We start from the raw sequence: 19,231 nt of genomic DNA on the forward strand, positions 1-19,231 counted from the left end.
TGTGTGCCCGATCGCCCTGCGCCTTTCGCCCGAGAACGGTGTCAGCGGGACCCGTTGCCGAAACGGCGGAGCAGTACAAAGCCGGCGATCAAGAGGACCGCTCCGGCCGCGGCCGGCCACAATTGAGCCCCGGTGTCAGCCAGACCTCCGGTCGCCTGCGGTTCGGACTGCGAACCGGCCGACGGATCGTTCCCACCTGTGGACGGCGTCGGTTCAGGGCCTGGCACCGCGCCGACGCTGTCACTGCTGTCGGTGTCATCGGCGTTGTTGGCGTCCGAGCTGCCCGCCGATGCGGACGGATCGCTCTGAACAGCCGGTGGTGACGTTTCGATCTTGGGCGCCGCGTTGTCGCGGTCGCTGTCCGAGCCGCCCGCCGGCTCGGTGACCGGCGTGGTGGTGGAGGGCTCCGGCGTCTCCTGGCCCCCGGTGTCCGCAGGCTCGTCATCCTTGCCACCGGCGTCCGCGGGCTCGTCGTCCTGGCCGTTCCCACCGGACGGAGCGTCAGGTGTCGGCGCCGGCGTGTTCCCCGGCTCCTCACCCTCGGAGCCCCCCGCGCCGTCGGAAGCGGCGGCGTCGCACTTTCGGCCGTCGTTGATGCAGTCCACCATCTCCCGCATGAGCTCTTCGTCGAAGATGTTGATGAAGTCGCCGTGGTCGGTGACCGGCTTGTGCACCTGCTCCGGGAAGGAATCGACCGCGAACAGCGGGGTCGTTCGACCGCCGTCCTTCAGGCTGGGCGCGTCCACGTCGTAGACGATGCGCTGCACCAGCTGCGGAATCGCACGGAAGCCGGCCGCGCAACTACCGTCCGCGGCGGCGAACGCCACGTGAGTGCGGTGGTTGGCACTGTCGATGTTCCGACCGTCCCAGCAGCTTTGGAACTTGAAGGTGCGGACCACGTCACTGCCCTTGGGACAGAGCGGGTACTTGTCCTTCAGCTGCCGGTCCTCGAGCCCCGTGCAACTCCACGAGGCATTGGCGTTGGCCGTGCCGTTGACGAACGCCTTGGCATCCCCGGTGATGATGCGCAGCAGACTCGGCATGGCCGTGACCTCGCCGCGCGGGTTGCCCACGAACGTCATCGTGACCTGCTTGGGCGTGACGATCTCACCGGCGTTGCCCTCGATGCCGCCGCCGGGAGAGGCGGCGTCCTGCTCCTGGACGCCGTTCTGCAGGCGCAGCACGGGCCAGAAGTACGAGGACTTGTCGCCCTCGTTCTCGCAGGTCGTGTCCGCCGCCGCCAGGTCCTCGTCGCTGGCGAAGGCGTCGTTGGACTGGTTGCCGACGTAGTCGTGGAAGTGATGGGCACCGTTGCTGACACCAGGGGCCACGATCACGTTGTCGGAGTTGAACAGTCCGTTCGCGTTCACACCACAGCTGGTGGTGAAGCTGCCGCGTGAGGCGTCGCCCTTCCCGCTCGCGCTCTGCGCGTTGGGCTGGACGGTGGTGATGTCCACGAAGTCCGCGGCCACGGGCCCGTTGCCGGCCTGACCACCGTTACCGCCCTGCTGGTCGCCCTGATTCTCGTCCTGTGCATCGCCCGGGTTCTGGTCCTGACCGTCGCCCTGGTCCTGACCTTCCTCCTGGTTGTCGCCGCTCCCGTCCTGGCCGTCGCCGCCCTGGTCGGCGTTCTGCCCGCCCTCCTGGCCCTGGTCGGCCTGGTTGCCGGAAGCGCGCAAGATACAGGGCGCGAAGGCGTCGAGACCCTGCGGAGCGTCACCCACGCGGTCGATGGCGATCACGATCCGGTCGATGGTCGCGGTCCGCTTGTCCTTCAGCGGATTCATGATCGCGCTGTCGGCGAACCCGGCGTCCTGGCGCACGGCTTGCGCCGAGTTCTGCAGCCGCTGATAGGCCTCGGCGATCTGCTTGTCCAGGAGGGCGAGTTCCCTGTCCACCTCAGCCCTCGCCTGGTCCGGCACCGCCGTCAGCTGATTGCCGACGTCCGGGCAGTCGATCGTGGCGGCTCCCGAAGCCAGGACCTGGTCAGTCCGGTTCGGAGCCGACTCCGCGGCCGAGTCGCCCTCGGAGGCCGTGGCGTAGACGTTCGCCGCTACCAGCCCACCTCCGCCCAACATCAGCGCGACCGCTGCAAAGGTCGCGCGTCGTCCGCCTGTTGGGCGTCTTCGCGTGTTGCGTCCCACGGCACTTCTCCTACGCTTCGTGGCCGGCCCGGCATGGAAATCCCCCAACTCCATACGCAGAAGAACCCTGGCGTGTTCAAACGCCTCATGGATTCATAGGACCCTCACACGCAGACCGTCCCGGAGGACGCCTGCCTGCGGCGTACCAGCGCCGGAAAACTCAAGCTCAGGGTGGGCTCGCGCTCGGAGGGGCCCAGGGCCCATCAGGAGCTCCCCACAGGAATCCCAGCCTGGCACGCGCCCGATCCAAAGGACGAGCCCATCGGTCACCTCAGCGGTCGACGAGCATGCGAAGGAGTTCCCTGCCGGCCGCCAGTCGCCGAGGCCGCTGGCGGCCCCGTTCAGGGCCTGAACTCCCCTCCTCCCTAAGGACTTTCTGGGCTACACCTCTTGACGACCGGAGTGCCAAAGAGCACATTGGCCCGCGCAGCTGCGTTGAGAGCGCTCTCAAAAACACCCGCGCACCCCCACTCCGTACCCGAAGAGGCACCTATGAGTGAAACTTCCGGCACACCAGCGAGACCACCGTTGAGACCACCAGCAAGGCGCGGCCCGCTCCGGCGCGTACTCATCGCCCTCGTCAGCGTCCTGAGCCTGGCGGCGGCCGGGGCCTCGGCCGCGCGGGCGGACGCGCCCGCGCCGCCGAGCGGCTGGACCCAGGTCTTCGTCGACGACTTCAACGGCGCCGCAGGCACCGGCGTCAACACCGCCAACTGGCAGTACGCGACCGGCACGAGCTATCCCGGCGGCCCCGCCAACTGGGGCACCGGCGAGATCGAGACCATGACCTCCAGCACCAACAACGTGGCGCTGGACGGCTCCGGGAACCTCCGGATCACGCCGCGGCGCGACGCCTCCGGCAACTGGACATCGGGCCGTATCGAGACCAACCGCACCGACTTCCAGCCGCCCGCCGGAGGCAAGCTGCGCGTCCAGTCCCGGATTCAGATGCCGAACGTGACGGGCGCCGCCGCCCGGGGCTACTGGCCGGCGTTCTGGATGCTGGGCGCGCCCTACCGCGGCAACTACCAGAACTGGCCGAGCGTCGGCGAGCTGGACATCCTGGAGAACGTCCAGGGCGTCAACACCGTGTGGGCCACCATGCACTGCGGCACCAACCCGGGCGGCCCCTGCAACGAGACGACCGGCCTCGGCGGCTCCACCGCCTGCCCCGGCACGACCTGCCAGGCCGGCTTCCACACGTACGGCATGGAGTGGGACCGGTCGACGAGCCCGGAGGAGATCCGCTTCTACGTCGACGGCACCAACTACCACACGGTCCGGGCGAACCAGGTCGACGCGACGACATGGGCCAACGCCACCAACCACGGCTTCTTCATCATCCTGAACGTGGCGATGGGCGGCGCCTTCGTGGACGCCTTCGGCGGCGGCCCGGACGGCGCCACGGTGCCCGGACACCCGCTCGTCGTCGACTACGTCCAGGTCCTCCAGTCCGGTGGCGGCGGCACCACGCCTCCCCCGACCGGCAACCGTGACGCGTACACCGCCATCCAGGCCGAGTCGTACGACAGCCAGAGTGGCGTGAGCGCCGAGACCACCACCGACTCCGGTGGCGGCCAGAACCTCGGCTCCCTCGGCAACGGCGACTGGGCCCTCTACAAGGGCGTCAACTTCGGCTCGGCGGCGGCCAGTCAGTTCTACGGCCGGGTCGCGAGCGGCGCCGCGACCGGCGTGGGCGGCTTGGTCGAGGTCCGTCTGGACAGCCGTACGAGCGCTCCGATCGGCAGCTTCTCCGTCGCCAACACCGGCGGCTGGCAGAGCTGGAGAACCATCCCGGCGAACATCAGCAACGTTACCGGGACGCATGACGTCTACGTGACCTTCACGAGCGGCCAGCCCGCGGACTTCGTGAACATGAACTGGTTCAACTTCGGTCGCTGAGAGGGGAGTTACCGGGCGGCATCAAGGGGCGGGCCACACGGCCCGCCCCTTTCCACGACCCCGGTCCGCGCTCACCTCCGCTCCACTCCCCCCCCACTCAGCTCAGCTCAGCTCAGCTCCGTCCGGAACGCCACCGGCGTCGTACCCGTGTGCTGGTGGAAGAACTTGGAGAAGTTGCCCGCGTCGGGAAAGCCCACGGACGCGCCGACGCGGCCGATCGGCAGGTCCGTGTGGGCCAGCAGCCGCTTCGCCTCCAGGACGACCCGTTTGTCGATGAATCCCTTCGGCGTCTCTCCCGTCGCGGCGCGGACCGCGCGGACGAGGGTACGGCGGGAGTAGCCGAGCGCGTCGGCGTAGGCGCTGACGCTGTGGTTGGTGGCGAAGCCCTTCTCGACCGCCTCGCGGAAGCGGGTGAAGGTGGTGTCGGTCTGCTCGCGTGCCGCGTCGGCCGAGCTGGCCGCGAGGTGCGCCAGGCGGAGCAGGAACGCGGTCAGGGTGTGCCGGAGCACCGAGGTGTGCAGGCTGAGCGGCAGGGTGCCGGTGTCGAGGTACTCGCGCTCCAGCTGGGCGAGGGAGTTCTCCAGCGCGGCGAGCTGGGCCGGGTCGGGCCGCAGCAGGGGCGGCAGGTCGTAGCGGTAGAGCCCGGTCGCCTCGACGATGCCGCGCGGCAGGAAGCCGGGCTGCATGATCAGGGCCGTTCCGCGGTACGCCGCCGTCCTGGAGAAGCGGTGGACCTGGCCCGGGCGGATCCACAGGAGCTCGCCGACGGAGACCTCGTACTCGGTGAAGTCGACCATGTGCCTGATGGGGTCGCCCCGGATCAGCATGACCGCGTGGAAGTCGATGCGGTGGACGCGCTCGGCCGCCGCTTCCGCGTGCCAGGTGCGGCCGGGTTCCATCGGTCCGACCTGCATGCCCACGCCCAGGACGCTCAGGTCGGCGGGGAAGGGAAAGGTTCTGATCCCGGCCCGGTCGTCTTCGTATTCGGTGCTTGTGTCCGCCATGTCCCTCTCGCGCCGGCTCGGCCCCGCAGTCGTTGTCCCACTTTCACCACAGGCTGACACAGGGCCACCTTCCCCTTTAAAAGTCCGACTTTTAAGTTTGAACGCATCCGAGCAGTTGCTCCGCTCCTATCGAGGACCTCTTGAAGATGAGCACACAGACACCTGACAGCTTTGAGTGGACCGAGCTCGACCGGCGTGCCGTCGACACCGCCCGTCTGCTTGCGGCTGACGCCGTGCAGAAGGTCGGCAACGGACACCCGGGTACGGCGATGAGCCTGGCCCCGGCCGCGTACACGATCTTTCAGAAGCTGATGCGTCACGACCCGGCGGACCCCGAGTGGACCGGCCGCGACCGCTTCGTCCTCTCCCCCGGCCACACCTCGCTGACTCTCTACACCCAGCTCTTCCTCTCCGGGTACGAGCTGGAGCTGGACGATCTGAAGGCGTTCCGTACACACGGTTCGAAGACGCCGGGCCACCCCGAGTACGGGCACACGGCCGGGGTCGAGACGACGACCGGTCCGCTCGGCCAGGGGGTCGCCAACGCGGTGGGCATGGCGATGGCCGCCCGCTATGAGCGCGGCCTGTTCGACCCGGAGGCCCCCGAGGGCGAGTCCCCCTTCGACCACACGATCTGGGGGATCGTCTCGGACGGCGACCTGGAGGAGGGCATCTCCGCCGAGGCCTCGTCCCTCGCCGGCCACCAGAAGCTCGGCAACCTCGTCTTCGTCTACGACGACAACCACATCTCCATCGAGGGCGACACCGCCACGGCCTTCTCCGAGGACGTGCTGGGGCGGTACGAGGCGTACGGCTGGCATGTGCAGCGGATCGAGCCCTCGGCCGACGGCGACATCGACGTCCACGCGCTGTACGCGGCGCTCACGGCGGCGCGGGCCGAGACCGAGCGGCCCTCGATCATCGCCATGCGCACGATCATCGCCTGGCCCGCGCCGAACGCCCGGAACACCGAGGCCTCGCACGGTTCGGCGCTCGGCGCGGACGAGATCGCGGCCACCAAGCGCGTGCTGGGCTTCGACCCGGAGAAGACCTTCGAGGTCGCCGACGAGGTTCTGAGCCACGCCCGCGAAGCCCTCGACCGGGGTGCCGACGCGCACGCCGCCTGGGACAAGCAGCTCGCCGAGTGGCGGACGGCCAACCCGGAGCGGTCCAAGCTCTTCGACCGTGTCGTGGCCGGACAGCTGCCCGAGGGCTGGGAGTCCGCGCTGCCGTCGTTCGAGGCGGGCACGTCCATCGCCACCCGCGCCGCGTCCGGCAAGGTGCTGCAGGCGCTGGGCGGTGTGCTCCCCGAGCTGTGGGGCGGCTCCGCCGACCTCGCGGGCTCGAACAACACGACCATCGACAAGGCGAGTTCGTTCCTCCCGAAGGGCAACCCGCTGCCGGAGGCCGACCCTTACGGCCGCACGATCCACTTCGGTATCCGCGAGCACTCGATGGCCGCGGAGATGAACGGCATCGCGCTGCACGGCAACACCCGTATCTACGGCGGCACGTTCCTCGTCTTCTCCGACTACATGCGCAACGCGGTCCGGCTGTCCGCGCTGATGCAGCTCCCGGTGACGTACGTGTGGACGCACGACTCGATCGGGCTCGGCGAGGACGGCCCCACCCACCAGCCGGTCGAGCACCTGGCCTCACTGCGCGCGATCCCCGGTCTGAACATCGTCCGCCCGGCCGACGCCAACGAGACGGCGATCGCCTGGGCCGAGATCCTCAAGCGGCACGCCACCAACCCGGCCCCGCACGGCCTGGCCCTCACCCGCCAGGGCGTGCCGACCTACGAGGCCAACTCCGACGCGGCGAAGGGCGGTTACGTCCTGCGTGACTCCTCCACCGGGACGCCCGACGTGATCCTGATCGCCACCGGTTCAGAGGTGCGTCTGGCTGTCGAGGCGCGTGAGCAGCTTGAAGCCGATGGTGTGGGTACGCGTGTCGTGTCGATGCCGTCCGTCGAGTGGTTCGAGGAGCAGTCCCCCGAGTACCGCGCGAGTGTGCTGCCGCCGTCGGTGAAGGCCCGCGTGGCGGTCGAGGCCGGGATCGGTCTGACCTGGTACCGGTACGTCGGTGACAACGGGCGCATCGTTTCGCTGGAGCACTTCGGTGCCTCCGCCGACGCCAAGACCCTGTTCGCCGAGTTCGGTTTCACCCCCGAGAACGTGGCCGCCGCCGCCCGGGAATCTCTTACCGCCGCCCGCGGTTAACCCGATCGCACGAAGGAAGATGATCACTGTGACCGAAGCAATCGCAACCGCGGAAATCCTCAAGCGCCTCTCCGACGAGGGCGTCTCCATCTGGCTCGACGACCTGTCGCGCAAGCGCATCTCGTCCGGCAACCTCGCCCAACTCATCGACACCAAGCACGTGGTGGGCGTCACCACCAACCCCTCCATCTTCCAGGCCGCGATCGGCTCGGGCGAGGGCTACGAGGAGCAGCTGGCCGACCTCGCCGTCCGCGGCGTCACGGTCGACGAGGCCGTACGGATGATGACGACCGCCGACGTCCGCGCCGCCGCCGACATCCTGCGACCGGTGTACGACGCGACCGGCGGCCGGGACGGCCGGGTCTCCATCGAGGTCGACCCGCGTCTCGCCCACAACACGGCGGCGACGATCGCCGAGGCCAAGCAGCTCTCCTGGCTGGTCGACCGCCCGAACGTGATGATCAAGATCCCGGCGACGAAGGCGGGCCTGCCCGCGATCACCGAGGTCATCGGCCTCGGCATCAGCGTCAACGTCACGTTGATCTTCTCGCTGGAGCGCTACCGCGAGGTCATGGACGCCTACCTGGCGGGCCTGGAGAAGGCGCAGACCGCGGGTCTCGACCTCTCCACCATCCACTCCGTCGCCTCCTTCTTCGTCTCCCGCGTCGACAGCGAGATCGACAAGCGGCTGACGAAGATCGGCACGGACGAGGCACTCGCGCTCAAGGGCAAGGCGGCGCTCGCCAACGCGCGGCTCGCGTACGAGGCGTACGACGAGGTCTTCACGGACGGCCGCTGGACCGCCCTCGGCGGGGCCCGCGCCAACAAGCAGCGCCCCCTGTGGGCCTCGACCGGCGTCAAGGACCCGTCCTACAAGGACACGCTGTACGTCGACGAGCTGGTCGCGCCCGGCACGGTCAACACGATGCCCGAGGCCACGCTGAACGCCACCGCCGGCCACGGTGACGTCCGCGGCGACACGGTGACCGGCGGCTATGCGCAGGCCCGCGCGGATCTCGAGGCCGTGGAAAAGCTGGGTATCTCGTACGACGAGGTCGTGCGGCAGCTGGAGGACGAGGGTGTCTCGAAGTTCGACGCCGCGTGGGTCGAACTGCTGGACGCCGTCGCGAAGTCGCTGAGCAGCAAGGGAGTTGACGGGGAATGAGCAAGCGCCTTCCCAAGGGGGCCGTCGCTCAGGAGGCGGCGGCCGGAGCGGCACCGGACGCCACCGAGGCGGCGCCGGACGCGGCCGCCACCGTGACGGAAGCCACCGCGGCCGACGTCACCGCGGAGTCCCTCGCCCAGGCACTGGACCTCACGTCCGACTGGGAGAACCCCCTCCGTGACCCCCGCGACCGGCGGCTCCCCCGGATCGCCGGCCCGTCGGGCCTGGTCATCTTCGGCGTCACCGGTGACCTGTCCCGCAAGAAGCTGATGCCGGCCGTCTATGACCTGGCCAACCGAGGCATGCTGCCCCCGGGCTTCTCCCTCCTCGGGTTCGCCCGCCGCGACTGGGAGGACCAGGACTTCGCGCAGGTCGTCCACGACTCGGTGCGCGAGCACGCCCGTACGGAGTTCCGCGAGGAGGTCTGGCAGCAGCTCGCCGAGGGCATGCGGTTCATCCCGGGCGCCTTCGACGACGACGACGCGTTCAAGCAACTCCGCGTGGCCGTCGACGAGTTGGACGCCTCGCGGGGCACCAGCGGCAACTACGCCTTCTACCTCTCCGTACCGCCGAAGTTCTTCCCGAAGGTCGTGAAGCAGCTCAAGAAGCACGGGCTCGCGGACGCGCCGGAGGGTTCGTGGCGGCGCGCGGTCATCGAGAAGCCGTTCGGCCGCGACCTGGCGAGCGCCCGTGAGCTGAACCAGGTCGTGCACGAGGTGTTCGACCCGGACCAGGTGTTCCGCATCGACCACTACCTCGGCAAGGAGACCGTCCAGAACATTCTGGCGCTCCGCTTCGCCAACCAGATGTACGAGCCCATCTGGAACCGGTCGTACGTCGACCACATCCAGATCACGATGGCCGAGGACATCGGTATCGGCGGCCGCGCCGGCTACTACGACGGCATCGGCTCGGCCCGCGACGTGATCCAGAACCACCTCCTCCAGCTCATGGCGCTGACCGCCATGGAGGAGCCCATCGCCTTCGACGCCGACTCGCTGCTCACCGAGAAGCTCAAGGTCCTCAAGTCCGTGAAGCTGCCGGAGAACCTGGGCGAGCACACCGTGCGCGGCCAGTACGCGGCCGGCTGGCAGGGCGGCGAGAAGGTGATCGGCTACCTCGAAGAGGACGGCATCAACCCGGAGTCGATCACCGACACCTACGCGGCGATCAAGCTGGAGGTCGACAACCGCCGCTGGGCGGGCGTCCCCTTCTACCTGAGGACCGGCAAGCGCCTCGGCCGCCGCGTCACCGAGATCGCCGTCGTCTTCCAGCGCGCCCCGCACTCCCCCTTCGACTCGACGGCCACCGAGGAGCTCGGCCAGAACGCGATCGTCATCCGCGTCCAGCCGGACGAAGGCATGACGGTGCGCTTCGGATCGAAGGTGCCGGGTACGTCGATGGAGATCCGGGACGTGTCCATGGACTTCGCGTACGGCGAGTCGTTCACGGAGTCGAGCCCGGAGGCGTACGAACGGCTGATCCTGGATGTCCTGCTCGGCGACGCCAATCTCTTCCCCCGTCACCAGGAGGTGGAAGAGTCCTGGAAGATCCTCGACCCGATCGAGGACTACTGGGACGCGCACGGCAAGCCCGCGCGGTACGCGTCGGGCAGCTGGGGTCCCGAGGAAGCCGACGAGATGCTCGCACGAGACGGACGGAGCTGGCGCAGGCCATGAAGATCGACCTGACCGACACCACGGCAAGCAAGATCAACAAGGCCCTTGTGGCGGGGCGACGCGCTATCGGCACCCCCGCCGTGGGCATGGTTCTGACCATGGTCATCGTGACCGACGAGGAGAACGCGTACGACTCGATCAAGGCGGCCGAGGAGGCCTCGCACGAGCACCCCTCGCGCACCCTGGTCGTCATCAAGCGGCACGCCCGCACGCCGAAGGACCGCACGAAGTCGCACCTGGACGCGGAGGTCCGCGTGGGCGCCGACGCCGGCACCGGTGAGACGGTCGTGCTGCGGATGTACGGCGAGGTGTCCGACCACGCCGACTCGGTGGTCCTGCCGCTGCTGCTGCCGGACGCGCCGGTCGTCGTCTGGTGGCCGGTGGACGCGCCCGAGATCCCGGCCAAGGACCCGCTGGGTGCCCTCGCGGCCCGCCGGATCACCGACATGTACGCGGTCGAGGCTCCGCTCGCGGCCCTGGAGGCCCGCGCCGCCTCGTACGCGCCGGGCGACACCGACCTGGCCTGGACCAGGCTGACGCCCTGGCGCTCGATGCTCGCGGCCGCCCTCGACCAGGCCCGCGCGAAGATCGTCTCGGCGGCCGTCGAGAGCGAGGCCGAGAATCCGAGCGCCGAGCTGCTGGCCCGCTGGCTGGAGGCCCGCCTTCAGGTCCCGGTCGAGCGAGTCGTCACCGCGGGTCCCGTCGTCACCGCCGTCCGCCTCGGCGCCGAGAACGGTGAGCTCCTGATCGACCGGCCCGAGGGCCCCCTCGCCACCCTGTCCCTGCCGGGCCAGCCCTCGCGCACCCTGGCACTGAAGGTCCGCAGCACCTCCGAGCTGATCGCCGAGGAGCTGCGCCGCCTCGACGCGGACGAGATGTACGCCGTCGCCCTGCGCGGAGACAGCGACGAAAGGAAGAGCCGTGCCTGACACCACTCCCAGGCTCACCCGCCGCCCCGAGTGGACGGCCCTGGAGGACCACCGCGCCGGCGCGTTCCTCCACCCGCGGCTGCGCGAGCTGTTCGCCACGGACCCGGAGCGGGCCGAGCGTTACACGGTGCGCGTCGGCGACCTGCGCATCGACTACTCGAAGCACCTGATCACCGACGAGACGCTCGCCCTGCTCCAGGAACTGGCCGCCGCCACCGACGTGTTCGGCCTGCGCGACGCCATGTTCCGCGGCGAGAAGATCAACGTCACCGAGCAGCGGGCCGTCCTGCACACCGCCCTCCGGGCGCCGCGCGACGCCGTGATCGAGGTCGACGGCGAGAACATCGTCCCGGCCGTGCACGCGGTGCTCGACAAAATGGCCGATTTCGCCGAGCAGGTCCGCTCCGGGAAGTGGACCGGGCACACCGGCCGCCGCATCCGCAACGTCGTCAACATCGGCATCGGCGGCTCGGATCTGGGCCCCGCGATGGCGTACGAGGCGCTGCGCGCCTTCACGGACCGCGACCTGACCGTCCGGTTCGTGTCGAATGTGGACGGCGCCGACCTGCACGAGGCCGTCCGGGACCTGGACCCGGCCGAGACGCTGTTCATCGTCGCCTCGAAGACCTTCACCACGATCGAGACGATCACCAACGCCACCTCTGCGCGGACCTGGCTGCTGGCCGGGCTCGACGGCAACCCCGACGCCGTCGCCAGGCATTTCGTCGCGCTGTCCACCAATGCCGAGAAGGTCGCCGGCTTCGGCATCGACGTGGCGAACATGTTCGAGTTCTGGGACTGGGTCGGCGGTCGCTACTCCTACGACTCCGCCATCGGCCTCTCCCTGATGCTCGCCATCGGCCCGGACCGGTTCCGCGAGATGCTCGACGGCTTCAGGATCGTCGACGAGCACTTCAAGAGCGCCCCGGCGGAGGCCAACGCGCCGCTGCTGCTCGGTCTGCTGGGCATCTGGTACGGCAACTTCTTCGACGCCCAGTCGCACGCCGTGCTCCCGTACTCGCACTACCTGTCCAAGTTCACCGCCTACCTTCAGCAGCTGGACATGGAGTCCAACGGCAAGTCCGTCGACCGCGACGGCCACCCCGTCGACTGGCAGACCGGCCCGGTCGTCTGGGGTACCCCCGGCACCAACGGCCAGCACGCCTACTACCAGCTCATCCACCAGGGCACCAGGACCATCCCCGCCGACCTGATCGGATTCGCCAATCCGGTCGACGAGCTGAGCCCCGAACTCGCCTCCCAGCACGACCTGTTGATGGCCAACCTGTTCGCCCAGGGCCAGGCCCTCGCCTTCGGCAGGACGCCGGACGAGGTGCGTGCCGAGGGGGTGCCCGAGGAACTGGTCCCGCACAAGACGTTCAAGGGCAACCACCCGACGACCACCATCCTGGCCGCCGAGCTGACCCCGTCCGTGCTCGGCCAGCTCATCGCCCTCTACGAGCACAAGGTGTTCGTCCAGGGCGCCGTCTGGAACATCGACTCCTTCGACCAGTGGGGCGTCGAACTCGGCAAGGTCCTCGCCAAGCGCGTCGAACCCGCCCTCACCCAAGGCACCGAAGTCCCCGGCCTCGACCCGTCCACCGCCGCCCTCGTGGCCACGTACCGCACTCTCCGGAAGAAGTGAACTGACATGGCAGCGAAGCAACTCGGTCTCATCGGCCTCGGCAAGATGGGCGGCAACATGCGGGAGCGGCTCCGTCGCGCGGGCCACACCGTCATCGGCTACGACCGCAACCCCGACCTCGCCGACGTCAACAGCCTCGCCGAACTCGTCGACAAGCTCGAAGGCCCGCGCGTGGTCTGGGTGATGGTCCCGGCCGGGGCGGCGACCCAGTCGGTCGTAGACGAACTCGGCGACCTGCTCTCCCCCGGCGACACCGTCGTCGACGGCGGCAACTCCCGCTGGACGGACGACGAGAAGCACGCCGAGGAGCTGGGCACGAAGGGCATCGGCTTCGTCGACGCCGGCGTCTCCGGCGGCGTATGGGGACTTGAGAACGGCTACGCCCTCATGGTCGGCGGCGACAAGGAGCACGTCGACCGGCTCCAGCCGATCTTCGAGGCACTCAAGCCGGAAGGCCCGTACGGCTATGTCCACGCCGGCAAGGTCGGCGCCGGGCACTTCTCGAAGATGGTCCACAACGGCATCGAGTACGCCATGATGCAGGCCTATGCCGAGGGCTGGGAGCTCCTCCAGGCCGCGGATTCCGTCACGGACGTGCGCGAGGTCTTCCGCTCCTGGCAGGAAGGCACGGTCATCCGCTCCTGGCTGCTCGACCTGGCCGTCAACGCCCTCGACGAGGACGAGCACCTGAGCAAGCTGCGCGGTTACGCGGAGGACTCCGGCGAGGGCCGCTGGACCATCGAGGCCGCCATCGACAACGCCGTACCGCTCCCGGCGATCACGGCGTCGCTCTTCGCGCGGTTCGCGTCCCGTCAGGACGACTCCCCGCAGATGAAGATGATCGCGGCCCTGCGCAACCAGTTCGGCGGCCACGCCGTCGAGTCCACGAAGTAGGAATCATGGGTGATCTCCTGCTGGTCCGCCACGGCGAGACCGAGTGGAGTCGGTCGGGCCAGCACACCAGCTGGACCGACCTGCCCCTCACCCAGCACGGCGAGGAGGAGGCCAAGTCCCTCGCCCCGCTGCTCGCCGGACGGACCTTCGCCCTCACGCTCACCAGCCCGCTCGGCCGTGCCAGACGGACCGCGGACCTGGCGGGTCTGACCGGGGCCGTGCCCGAGCCCGATCTGCACGAGTGGGACTACGGCGCGTACGAAGGTGTCACCACCGTCGACATCCACCGCACCCGTCCCGACTGGTACCTGTGGACCGACGGTGTGCCGCCCGGCCCGGACGGGCACCCGGGCGAGTCGCCGGACGAGGTGGGGCGGCGTGCCGACCGCGTGCTGTCCCGCGTGGAGACGGCACTCGGCGAGGGTGACGTGGTGCTGGTGGCCCACTCCCACTTCCTGCGCGTCCTGACCGCCCGCCGGCTCGGCCTCCCCGCCGGGGACGGGCGCCTGTTCCAGCTCGCGACGGGGACGGTGAGCCGGCTCTCGACCGAGCACGGGCGCCCCGTCATCGCGGAGTGGAACGCACGGACATAGCGGCTCGAGCGGCGACGGCCCGGGTTACAACACGTCTCCGAACTCGCTCAACACACAGGTGGAGCAAGGGCGTTGACGTAGCGACCCGGGCCGTGGCCGACTCCCATCAGCGCGGCCATCGCGCCGCCGAGGCTGTGGCCGGTGATGTAGAGCGCCTCGAGTCCGTCGCCCCGGGGGCCCTCCTCGCCGTGGATCACCGACTCGCCGCGCAGGGCCCGGTCGAGCGCCTCGATGATCAGGTGGCGGGTGGCGGGTGGCGCGAACGTTGCGGTAGAAGCCCGCGCGGACCTCGATAGCGCCGACCTCCACCCGATCGCAGCGGCGCGACGGATGGTGAGCACACCACCACGGCCACGGGCCGTCGACCGCCGGGGCCGAACTCCGCCCGGCCCTCCTCAAGGGCTCACGCGCGGTGCTTCGGGTCGCTGCCACTTGACGATCTGTTTCTCCGGATCGCCCGTGTAGGACCAGGGCGTCCGGGTCGCGCGCGTGCCCAGCAGCCGGAACAGGGCGGCGGCGATGTCGGGCACCTCGGCGTAACACGCGGCGTGCGTCAGGTAGTTGAGGTGCTGCACCTCCCCGGGTTCGATGGTCGTGTCGGCGCGTTCCTCGATCCAGCGCCGCCAGGTGCGCTGTACGTCGTTGACGGCTCCGTCGTGGTTCCAGTGCTGGCCGGTCCCGACCAGGGCGTTCTGCTGTCCCTTCGTCCCGTCCAGGAGGTAGCGGTACTCCTCCACGCGGGCGAACTGCACCAGGACCGGCAGCGCGGAGCCCGGCGGTGCCACGCCGGCCGCGTCCCGGGCGAAGTCGTACATCATCCCGTGCGTGCCGTGCCAGCGCGCCGAGTAGTAGTGGAGCACCTGGAGGTGGCCCTCCACGCTGTACGGGTCGCGCATGTACAACTCGTCCCACCAGCGGCCCAGTTCCTGTTGGCGCACGCCGGTGGGATAGAGGCGCGCGACGGCGATGAGGGAGATCCACGGTGTGGGGTCCTCGGGATGCGCCTTCGCGGCACGGAGGCAGGCCATGACCGCGGTGTCGATGCGGTTCTGGTGGATGGGTACGCCCCGGCCCGCGGCGATGGCCACGTAGAAGGCCCGCGCGGTCTCGGTCGCGGCCCGCAGTACCAGCGCGTCGGGACTGTGGGGCTCGGCCGCCAGCCAGGACTCGGCCGTCGAGGTGTTCGCGCAGGCCAGCGCGAGCAGCCGCATCCGGTGGCCTCGCGGGACCCAGTCGGCGCCGGTGGCCCGCAGCAGCTCCCGCAGTCCCTGCCAGCGGCCGATGACGATGTCCTGGCGGGCGGAGGTGAGGGGCGCGTCGCCGCAGTCGGGGTCGAAGTCGGGGGTGAAACGCTCTCGCGCCATCGGGTCCCTCTCAGAAGTCGGTGGGGAGACCCTGGTGTACGTGGGACCGCTCGGCCGCCGCGGCGGCGTGGCCGTCGGGTATGTGGTCGGTCCCGGCCATGTAGTCGGTCTCGACGACCTGGCTGGCGTCGAGTCGCGCGGGCCGGTAGTAGTCGCTGCCCTGCCTCCAGTACCAGAGCATGGGGATCAGGCCGACGGCCAGCCCGCCGATGCCGATCGTGATCGAGGCGCCGCTCAGTTCGCCGAGCGACTCTACGAAGATCCAGAACATGAAGAGGGCGCCGAGGAACGGCCACAGTCCGCCGAAGAAGAAGTTGGACGCGGACTTCAGCAGCGTCTTGCGGTAGGCGACGACCACGGCGATGCCGGCCAGTCCGTAGTAGACGGCGATCTGCAGGCCGATGGCGGCGATGGCGTCGGAGAGGATGTCGCCGACCGAGCCGAGGGCGTTGGAGGCCACGAACATGCCCAGGGCCACCGCGCCGACCACGGCGATGGCGACCCACGGGGTGTTCCACTCTCGGTGCACCTTGCCCAGGGCGCCCGGCATGGTGCGGTCGCGTCCCATCGCGAACAGCGAGCGCGTGACCTGGATGAGCGTGGTCTCCAGGGTGGCGATGGTGGACAGCATCACGGAGACGATCAGCAGCTTGCCGCCCCAGCCCGGCCAGATCTCCTCGCCGAGCACCGCGAGCACGTTGGCGTCGTTGGCCTGGATCTGCTCCGTGGAGAGGATGACGTTCACCGCGATGGTGAAGAGCTCGAAGAGGAGGAAGACGATGCCCAGGCCGATCAGGCCCGCGAGGCCCGTGGTGCGGCGGCTGTCCTTGGTCTCCTCGCTGAGGTTGGACGTGACGTCCCAGCCCCAGTAGTAGAAGGCGGCGATGAGGGCGCCTGACGCGAAGCCGCTCGCCCCGTCGAAGTGGCTGAAGCCGAGCCAGGACCAGTCGAAGGGCCGGGCGTTGTCGGTGTGCAGGAGGGCGCCGACCGCGAAGACGGCCAGGATGGCGAGCTCGACACCGGACATGACTAGCTGCGCGCGGACGGTGAGCCGGGCGCCGCCGAGCACGACCAACAGCATGACCAGGAACCAGGCCGCGCCGACCACGGTGGACAGCGCGGTGTTGTCCGCGAGCCCCTCGTCGAAGAGGGAGAGCGTCATCGAACCGGCGGGCAGCGAGCCGGCGACCATGAAGATGGTCGCGGAGACCACCAGGGCCCAGCCGCTGAGGAAGCCCAGGAAGGGGTGGAGCGTGCGGCCGACCCAGGAGTAGCTGGCGCCCGCGTTGGTGTCGATCCGGCTGAGGTAGCTGAACGCCAGGGCTATGCCCAGCATGGGTATCGCGCAGTACAGGAGCGCCGCGGGGCTGGCCAGGCCGACCGCGCCGACGAGGACCGCGGTGGTCGCGGCCAGCGAGTACGCCGGTGCGCTGCCGGCTACCGCCATCACCACCGTGTCGAACGTACCGAGGACATTGGCCTGCAGCCCTCTGCCCCTGTTGTTGCTCATGGATCCGCCGCTTTCCGTCCAGCACGAAGCGCGGGCGGGCGTGACCTGCCGCGTCATGTGTGAGTGGGGGGTGAGGCCGATGCCGTACAGCCGCCGTGGTGATCGGTGGACGGTCGCTCCGTAGACGGTGATGATAGCGGTGGTTATTGAGGTTTCAATGTCAACTGGCGGGTAATGTCCGGCTGCTTGCGGCCCTGACGCAAGCAGTGGTATAGCGCGATCGACCAGGTCAGGACCGGCGCGTGCCGTCGTGGTTCAGCGCACCGGTCGCTGGGTGTGCTGGGCCGCCAGTCGCACCGGAGCGTTCTGTGCGCCGTAGCCGCGGTAGCCGGTGTCGCGCTGGACCAGTTCGAAGAAGACGCGCCCGATCGTCCCCGTGTAGCAGTGGCGGAACGCGCCGCCCGCGTCCCGGTCGTAGAGGATGCCGAGTTCGCGGTAGGTGTCCAACTCGGCGTCGGTGAACTCGTACTTGGCCGCGAGGTCGTCGTAGTAGTTCGCGGGCATCGGCAGCAACTGTCCACCCGCGTCGCGGAATCGGCGGGCCGCTGTGACGACGTCGTCGGTGGCGAGCGCGATGTGCTGGGCGCGGCCGCCCTCGTCGGCGGCGGGGGCGGGGCCGACGCCGAGGGCGATGCGTACGCTGCCGTCGGCGTTGGTGACGGCACGGCTGCGGAGCAGGCCGTACGGGTCGGCGACGTCGACGCTCTCGTGGGCGCCGAGCCCGAGGACGCTGCTGTGGAAGAGGGCCGCCTCGTCGAACTGGTGCCAGGGCTGGGTGAGGGCCAGGTGGTCGATGCGGCGGACGCCGCCGCCGGTGGGCGACTTGGGCGGCTTGTGCGCGACGGGCTCGAAGTCGCCTGTCCAGCCGGCCAGTTCGGGCCGGTCGGTGGCGCAGAAGAAGAGCTCCGTGCCGTCGGGTGCGGCGACCGCGTCGAGCGGGGCGTCCTCGGGGGCGCGGCGGCGCGGCAGTACGGGGGCGAGGAGGGACTCGGCACGTCGGGCCGCGCCCGCGGGGTCCGGCGACTCCAGGCCGATGGCGGCGAGTTGGGTGCCGTCGCGGCGGGCGGCCGGGCCCGTGTTGAGCAGCACCCGGGCCTCGCCCTGCTGCCACAGGTCCACCGGTTTGCTGCGGTGCCGGGCCGTGCGGGCGAAGCCGAGCGCGTCGAGCATCTCCGACAGCGGTTCGACGTCGGGGGTGACCAGTTCGGCGAAGGCGATCCCGGTCGGCACGACGGGCGCGGGCGGCTCGGTGAGGCCGACGCTCTCCTGGAGCACGAGAAGCGAGCGCAGGGCGTCGACGGCGGTCGGCCCGGCCTCGGCCTGCCGGAACACGTCGTTGAACACTTCCAGCGAGAGCGGTCCTTGATACCCGGCGCGCATCACATGCCCGACGAGCCCGGCGACGTCGAAGCCGCCCTGTCCGGGGAAACAGCGGTAGTGACGGCTCCACTGCAGTACGTCCATCGCCATCAGCGGGGCGTCCGCCAGCTGAAGGAAGAAGATCTTCTCGCCGGGGATGTCCTCGATGCCCTTGGGATCGGAGCCGCGGGCGAGGATGTGGAAGCTGTCCAGGCAGGTGCCGAGCGCGGGGTGTCCGGCGGCCTCGACGATGCGCCAGGCGTGGTCGTACGTACTGACGTGTCGGCCCCACGCCAGCGCCTCGTACGCCACGCGGATGCCGAAGCCCTGGGCCAGTTCGGCGAGTCGGCGCAGATGGAAGGCGGCGAGCGCGTCGTCGTCCACGGCGAGCGGAGAGACGCTGGAACACACCAGAACCGTGTCGGCACCGAGCCGCTCCATCAGCCGGAACTTGTGCTCGGCCCGGCGCAGATTGCGCTCGAACTCGTCCGCCGGCACGGCCTCGATGTCGCGCATCGGCTGGTACAGGTCGATGCTCAGACCGAGGTCGGCGCAGCGGTCGCGGATCTCCTCCGGTGTGAGGGGGCTGGCGAGCAGATCGTTCTCGAAGATCTCGACCCCGTCGAAGCCCGCCCGGGCGGCGGCCGTGAGCTTCTCGGTGAGGGATCCGCTGAGAGAGACGGTGGCGATGGACGTACGCACGTTGATGCTCCTTCGGTGCTGCTTCACGACGACGAACGGCTGGGGACAGGGGCCCCGTAAGGGGCGCGGGGCTGTGACATTTGCGGCTCCGCCGCGGGGCGCGAGCAACCCCCACCACC

The 19,231-nt window shown here is 69.7% G+C and carries 14 protein-coding genes; 8 read left to right on the plus strand and 6 right to left on the minus strand.

All coding sequences use genetic code 11. The annotated features are described in order from the left end of the window. Positions 1-41: 41 nt before the first annotated feature. Positions 42-2,078, minus strand: a complete 2,037-nt coding sequence (locus ACTWQR_RS45945; RefSeq protein ID WP_443233310.1) for a DUF1996 domain-containing protein — start codon at positions 2,076-2,078, stop codon at positions 42-44. Between the two features lie 558 nt (positions 2,079-2,636). Here ACTWQR_RS45945 and ACTWQR_RS45950 point away from each other — a divergent pair. Further along, on the plus strand, positions 2,637-4,046 hold the full coding sequence (locus ACTWQR_RS45950) for a glycoside hydrolase family 16 protein (protein ID WP_443233275.1): 1,410 nt from the start codon (positions 2,637-2,639) through the stop codon (positions 4,044-4,046). Positions 4,047-4,153: 107 nt separating this feature from the next. Here ACTWQR_RS45950 and ACTWQR_RS45955 read toward each other — a convergent pair whose 3' ends face one another. Next, positions 4,154-5,050 carry a helix-turn-helix domain-containing protein gene (locus ACTWQR_RS45955; RefSeq protein ID WP_443233276.1) on the minus strand — a complete coding sequence of 299 codons (897 nt, stop codon included), beginning with the start codon at positions 5,048-5,050 and terminating at the stop codon, positions 4,154-4,156. Positions 5,051-5,196: 146 nt separating this feature from the next. Between ACTWQR_RS45955 and tkt the strand changes: the two genes are divergently transcribed. The 7 genes from tkt to ACTWQR_RS45990 are packed head-to-tail and all read left to right on the plus strand — an operon-like array spanning position 5,197 to position 14,177. Continuing rightward, on the plus strand, positions 5,197-7,272 hold the full coding sequence (gene tkt, locus ACTWQR_RS45960) for a transketolase (RefSeq protein WP_443233277.1): 2,076 nt from the start codon (positions 5,197-5,199) through the stop codon (positions 7,270-7,272). A gap of 19 nt (positions 7,273-7,291) precedes the next feature. Continuing rightward, entirely contained in the window at positions 7,292-8,437 is a 1,146-nt protein-coding gene (gene tal, locus ACTWQR_RS45965; protein ID WP_443233278.1) for a transaldolase, read from the plus strand. Next, positions 8,434-10,116 carry a glucose-6-phosphate dehydrogenase gene (gene zwf, locus ACTWQR_RS45970; RefSeq protein WP_443233279.1) on the plus strand — a complete coding sequence of 561 codons (1,683 nt, stop codon included), beginning with the start codon at positions 8,434-8,436 and terminating at the stop codon, positions 10,114-10,116. The genes tal and zwf overlap by 4 nt, the downstream gene beginning before the upstream one ends. Continuing rightward, the gene (gene opcA / locus ACTWQR_RS45975) at positions 10,113-11,045 is read left to right on the plus strand and encodes a glucose-6-phosphate dehydrogenase assembly protein OpcA (RefSeq protein ID WP_443233280.1); all 933 of its coding nucleotides are present in this window, start codon (positions 10,113-10,115) and stop codon (positions 11,043-11,045) included. Before zwf ends, opcA begins: the two co-directional genes overlap by 4 nt. Then, complete coding sequence (gene pgi, locus ACTWQR_RS45980; RefSeq protein ID WP_443233281.1) at positions 11,038-12,690, plus strand: glucose-6-phosphate isomerase; 1,653 nt, start codon at positions 11,038-11,040, stop codon at positions 12,688-12,690. Before opcA ends, pgi begins: the two co-directional genes overlap by 8 nt. 6 nt (positions 12,691-12,696) lie before the next feature. Continuing rightward, positions 12,697-13,584 carry a phosphogluconate dehydrogenase (NAD(+)-dependent, decarboxylating) gene (gene gnd / locus ACTWQR_RS45985; RefSeq protein ID WP_443233282.1) on the plus strand — a complete coding sequence of 296 codons (888 nt, stop codon included), beginning with the start codon at positions 12,697-12,699 and terminating at the stop codon, positions 13,582-13,584. A 5-nt stretch (positions 13,585-13,589) separates the two neighbouring features. Next, entirely contained in the window at positions 13,590-14,177 is a 588-nt protein-coding gene (locus ACTWQR_RS45990) for a histidine phosphatase family protein (RefSeq protein ID WP_443233283.1), read from the plus strand. A gap of 47 nt (positions 14,178-14,224) precedes the next feature. Here ACTWQR_RS45990 and ACTWQR_RS45995 read toward each other — a convergent pair whose 3' ends face one another. The 4 genes from ACTWQR_RS45995 to ACTWQR_RS46010 form a co-directional block, all read right to left on the minus strand. Continuing rightward, positions 14,225-14,518 (minus strand): hypothetical protein, encoded by a 294-nt coding sequence (locus ACTWQR_RS45995; protein WP_443233284.1) that lies wholly within the window; start codon positions 14,516-14,518, stop codon positions 14,225-14,227. 54 nt (positions 14,519-14,572) lie between these two features. Then, positions 14,573-15,541, minus strand: a complete 969-nt coding sequence (locus ACTWQR_RS46000; protein WP_443233285.1) for a hypothetical protein — start codon at positions 15,539-15,541, stop codon at positions 14,573-14,575. A gap of 10 nt (positions 15,542-15,551) precedes the next feature. Further along, a complete protein-coding gene (locus tag ACTWQR_RS46005; RefSeq protein ID WP_443233286.1) occupies positions 15,552-17,051 on the minus strand; it encodes an APC family permease in 1,500 nt (499 codons plus the stop codon). Positions 17,052-17,306: 255 nt separating this feature from the next. Next, the gene (locus ACTWQR_RS46010; protein WP_443233287.1) at positions 17,307-19,112 is read right to left on the minus strand and encodes a bifunctional sugar phosphate isomerase/epimerase/4-hydroxyphenylpyruvate dioxygenase family protein; all 1,806 of its coding nucleotides are present in this window, start codon (positions 19,110-19,112) and stop codon (positions 17,307-17,309) included. Positions 19,113-19,231: the final 119 nt, after the last annotated feature.

Origin of the sequence: Streptomyces sp. 2A115, from assembly GCF_052245575.1 — a bacterium.
GTDB lineage: Bacteria > Actinomycetota > Actinomycetes > Streptomycetales > Streptomycetaceae > Streptomyces.

Coding starts and splice junctions, on each gene's coding strand:
- ACTWQR_RS46005 (WP_443233286.1), bottom strand. CDS start 17,051: ATGAGCAACAACAGGGGCAGAGGGCTGCAGGCCAATGTCCTCGGTACG.
- zwf (WP_443233279.1), top strand. CDS start 8,434: ATGAGCAAGCGCCTTCCCAAGGGGGCCGTCGCTCAGGAGGCGGCGGCC.
- ACTWQR_RS45945 (WP_443233310.1), bottom strand. CDS start 2,078: ATGTTGGGCGGAGGTGGGCTGGTAGCGGCGAACGTCTACGCCACGGCC.
- gnd (WP_443233282.1), top strand. CDS start 12,697: ATGGCAGCGAAGCAACTCGGTCTCATCGGCCTCGGCAAGATGGGCGGC.
- ACTWQR_RS45950 (WP_443233275.1), top strand. CDS start 2,637: ATGAGTGAAACTTCCGGCACACCAGCGAGACCACCGTTGAGACCACCA.
- ACTWQR_RS45955 (WP_443233276.1), bottom strand. CDS start 5,050: ATGGCGGACACAAGCACCGAATACGAAGACGACCGGGCCGGGATCAGA.
- tkt (WP_443233277.1), top strand. CDS start 5,197: ATGAGCACACAGACACCTGACAGCTTTGAGTGGACCGAGCTCGACCGG.
- ACTWQR_RS45990 (WP_443233283.1), top strand. CDS start 13,590: ATGGGTGATCTCCTGCTGGTCCGCCACGGCGAGACCGAGTGGAGTCGG.
- opcA (WP_443233280.1), top strand. CDS start 10,113: ATGAAGATCGACCTGACCGACACCACGGCAAGCAAGATCAACAAGGCC.
- ACTWQR_RS46000 (WP_443233285.1), bottom strand. CDS start 15,541: ATGGCGCGAGAGCGTTTCACCCCCGACTTCGACCCCGACTGCGGCGAC.
- tal (WP_443233278.1), top strand. CDS start 7,292: ATGATCACTGTGACCGAAGCAATCGCAACCGCGGAAATCCTCAAGCGC.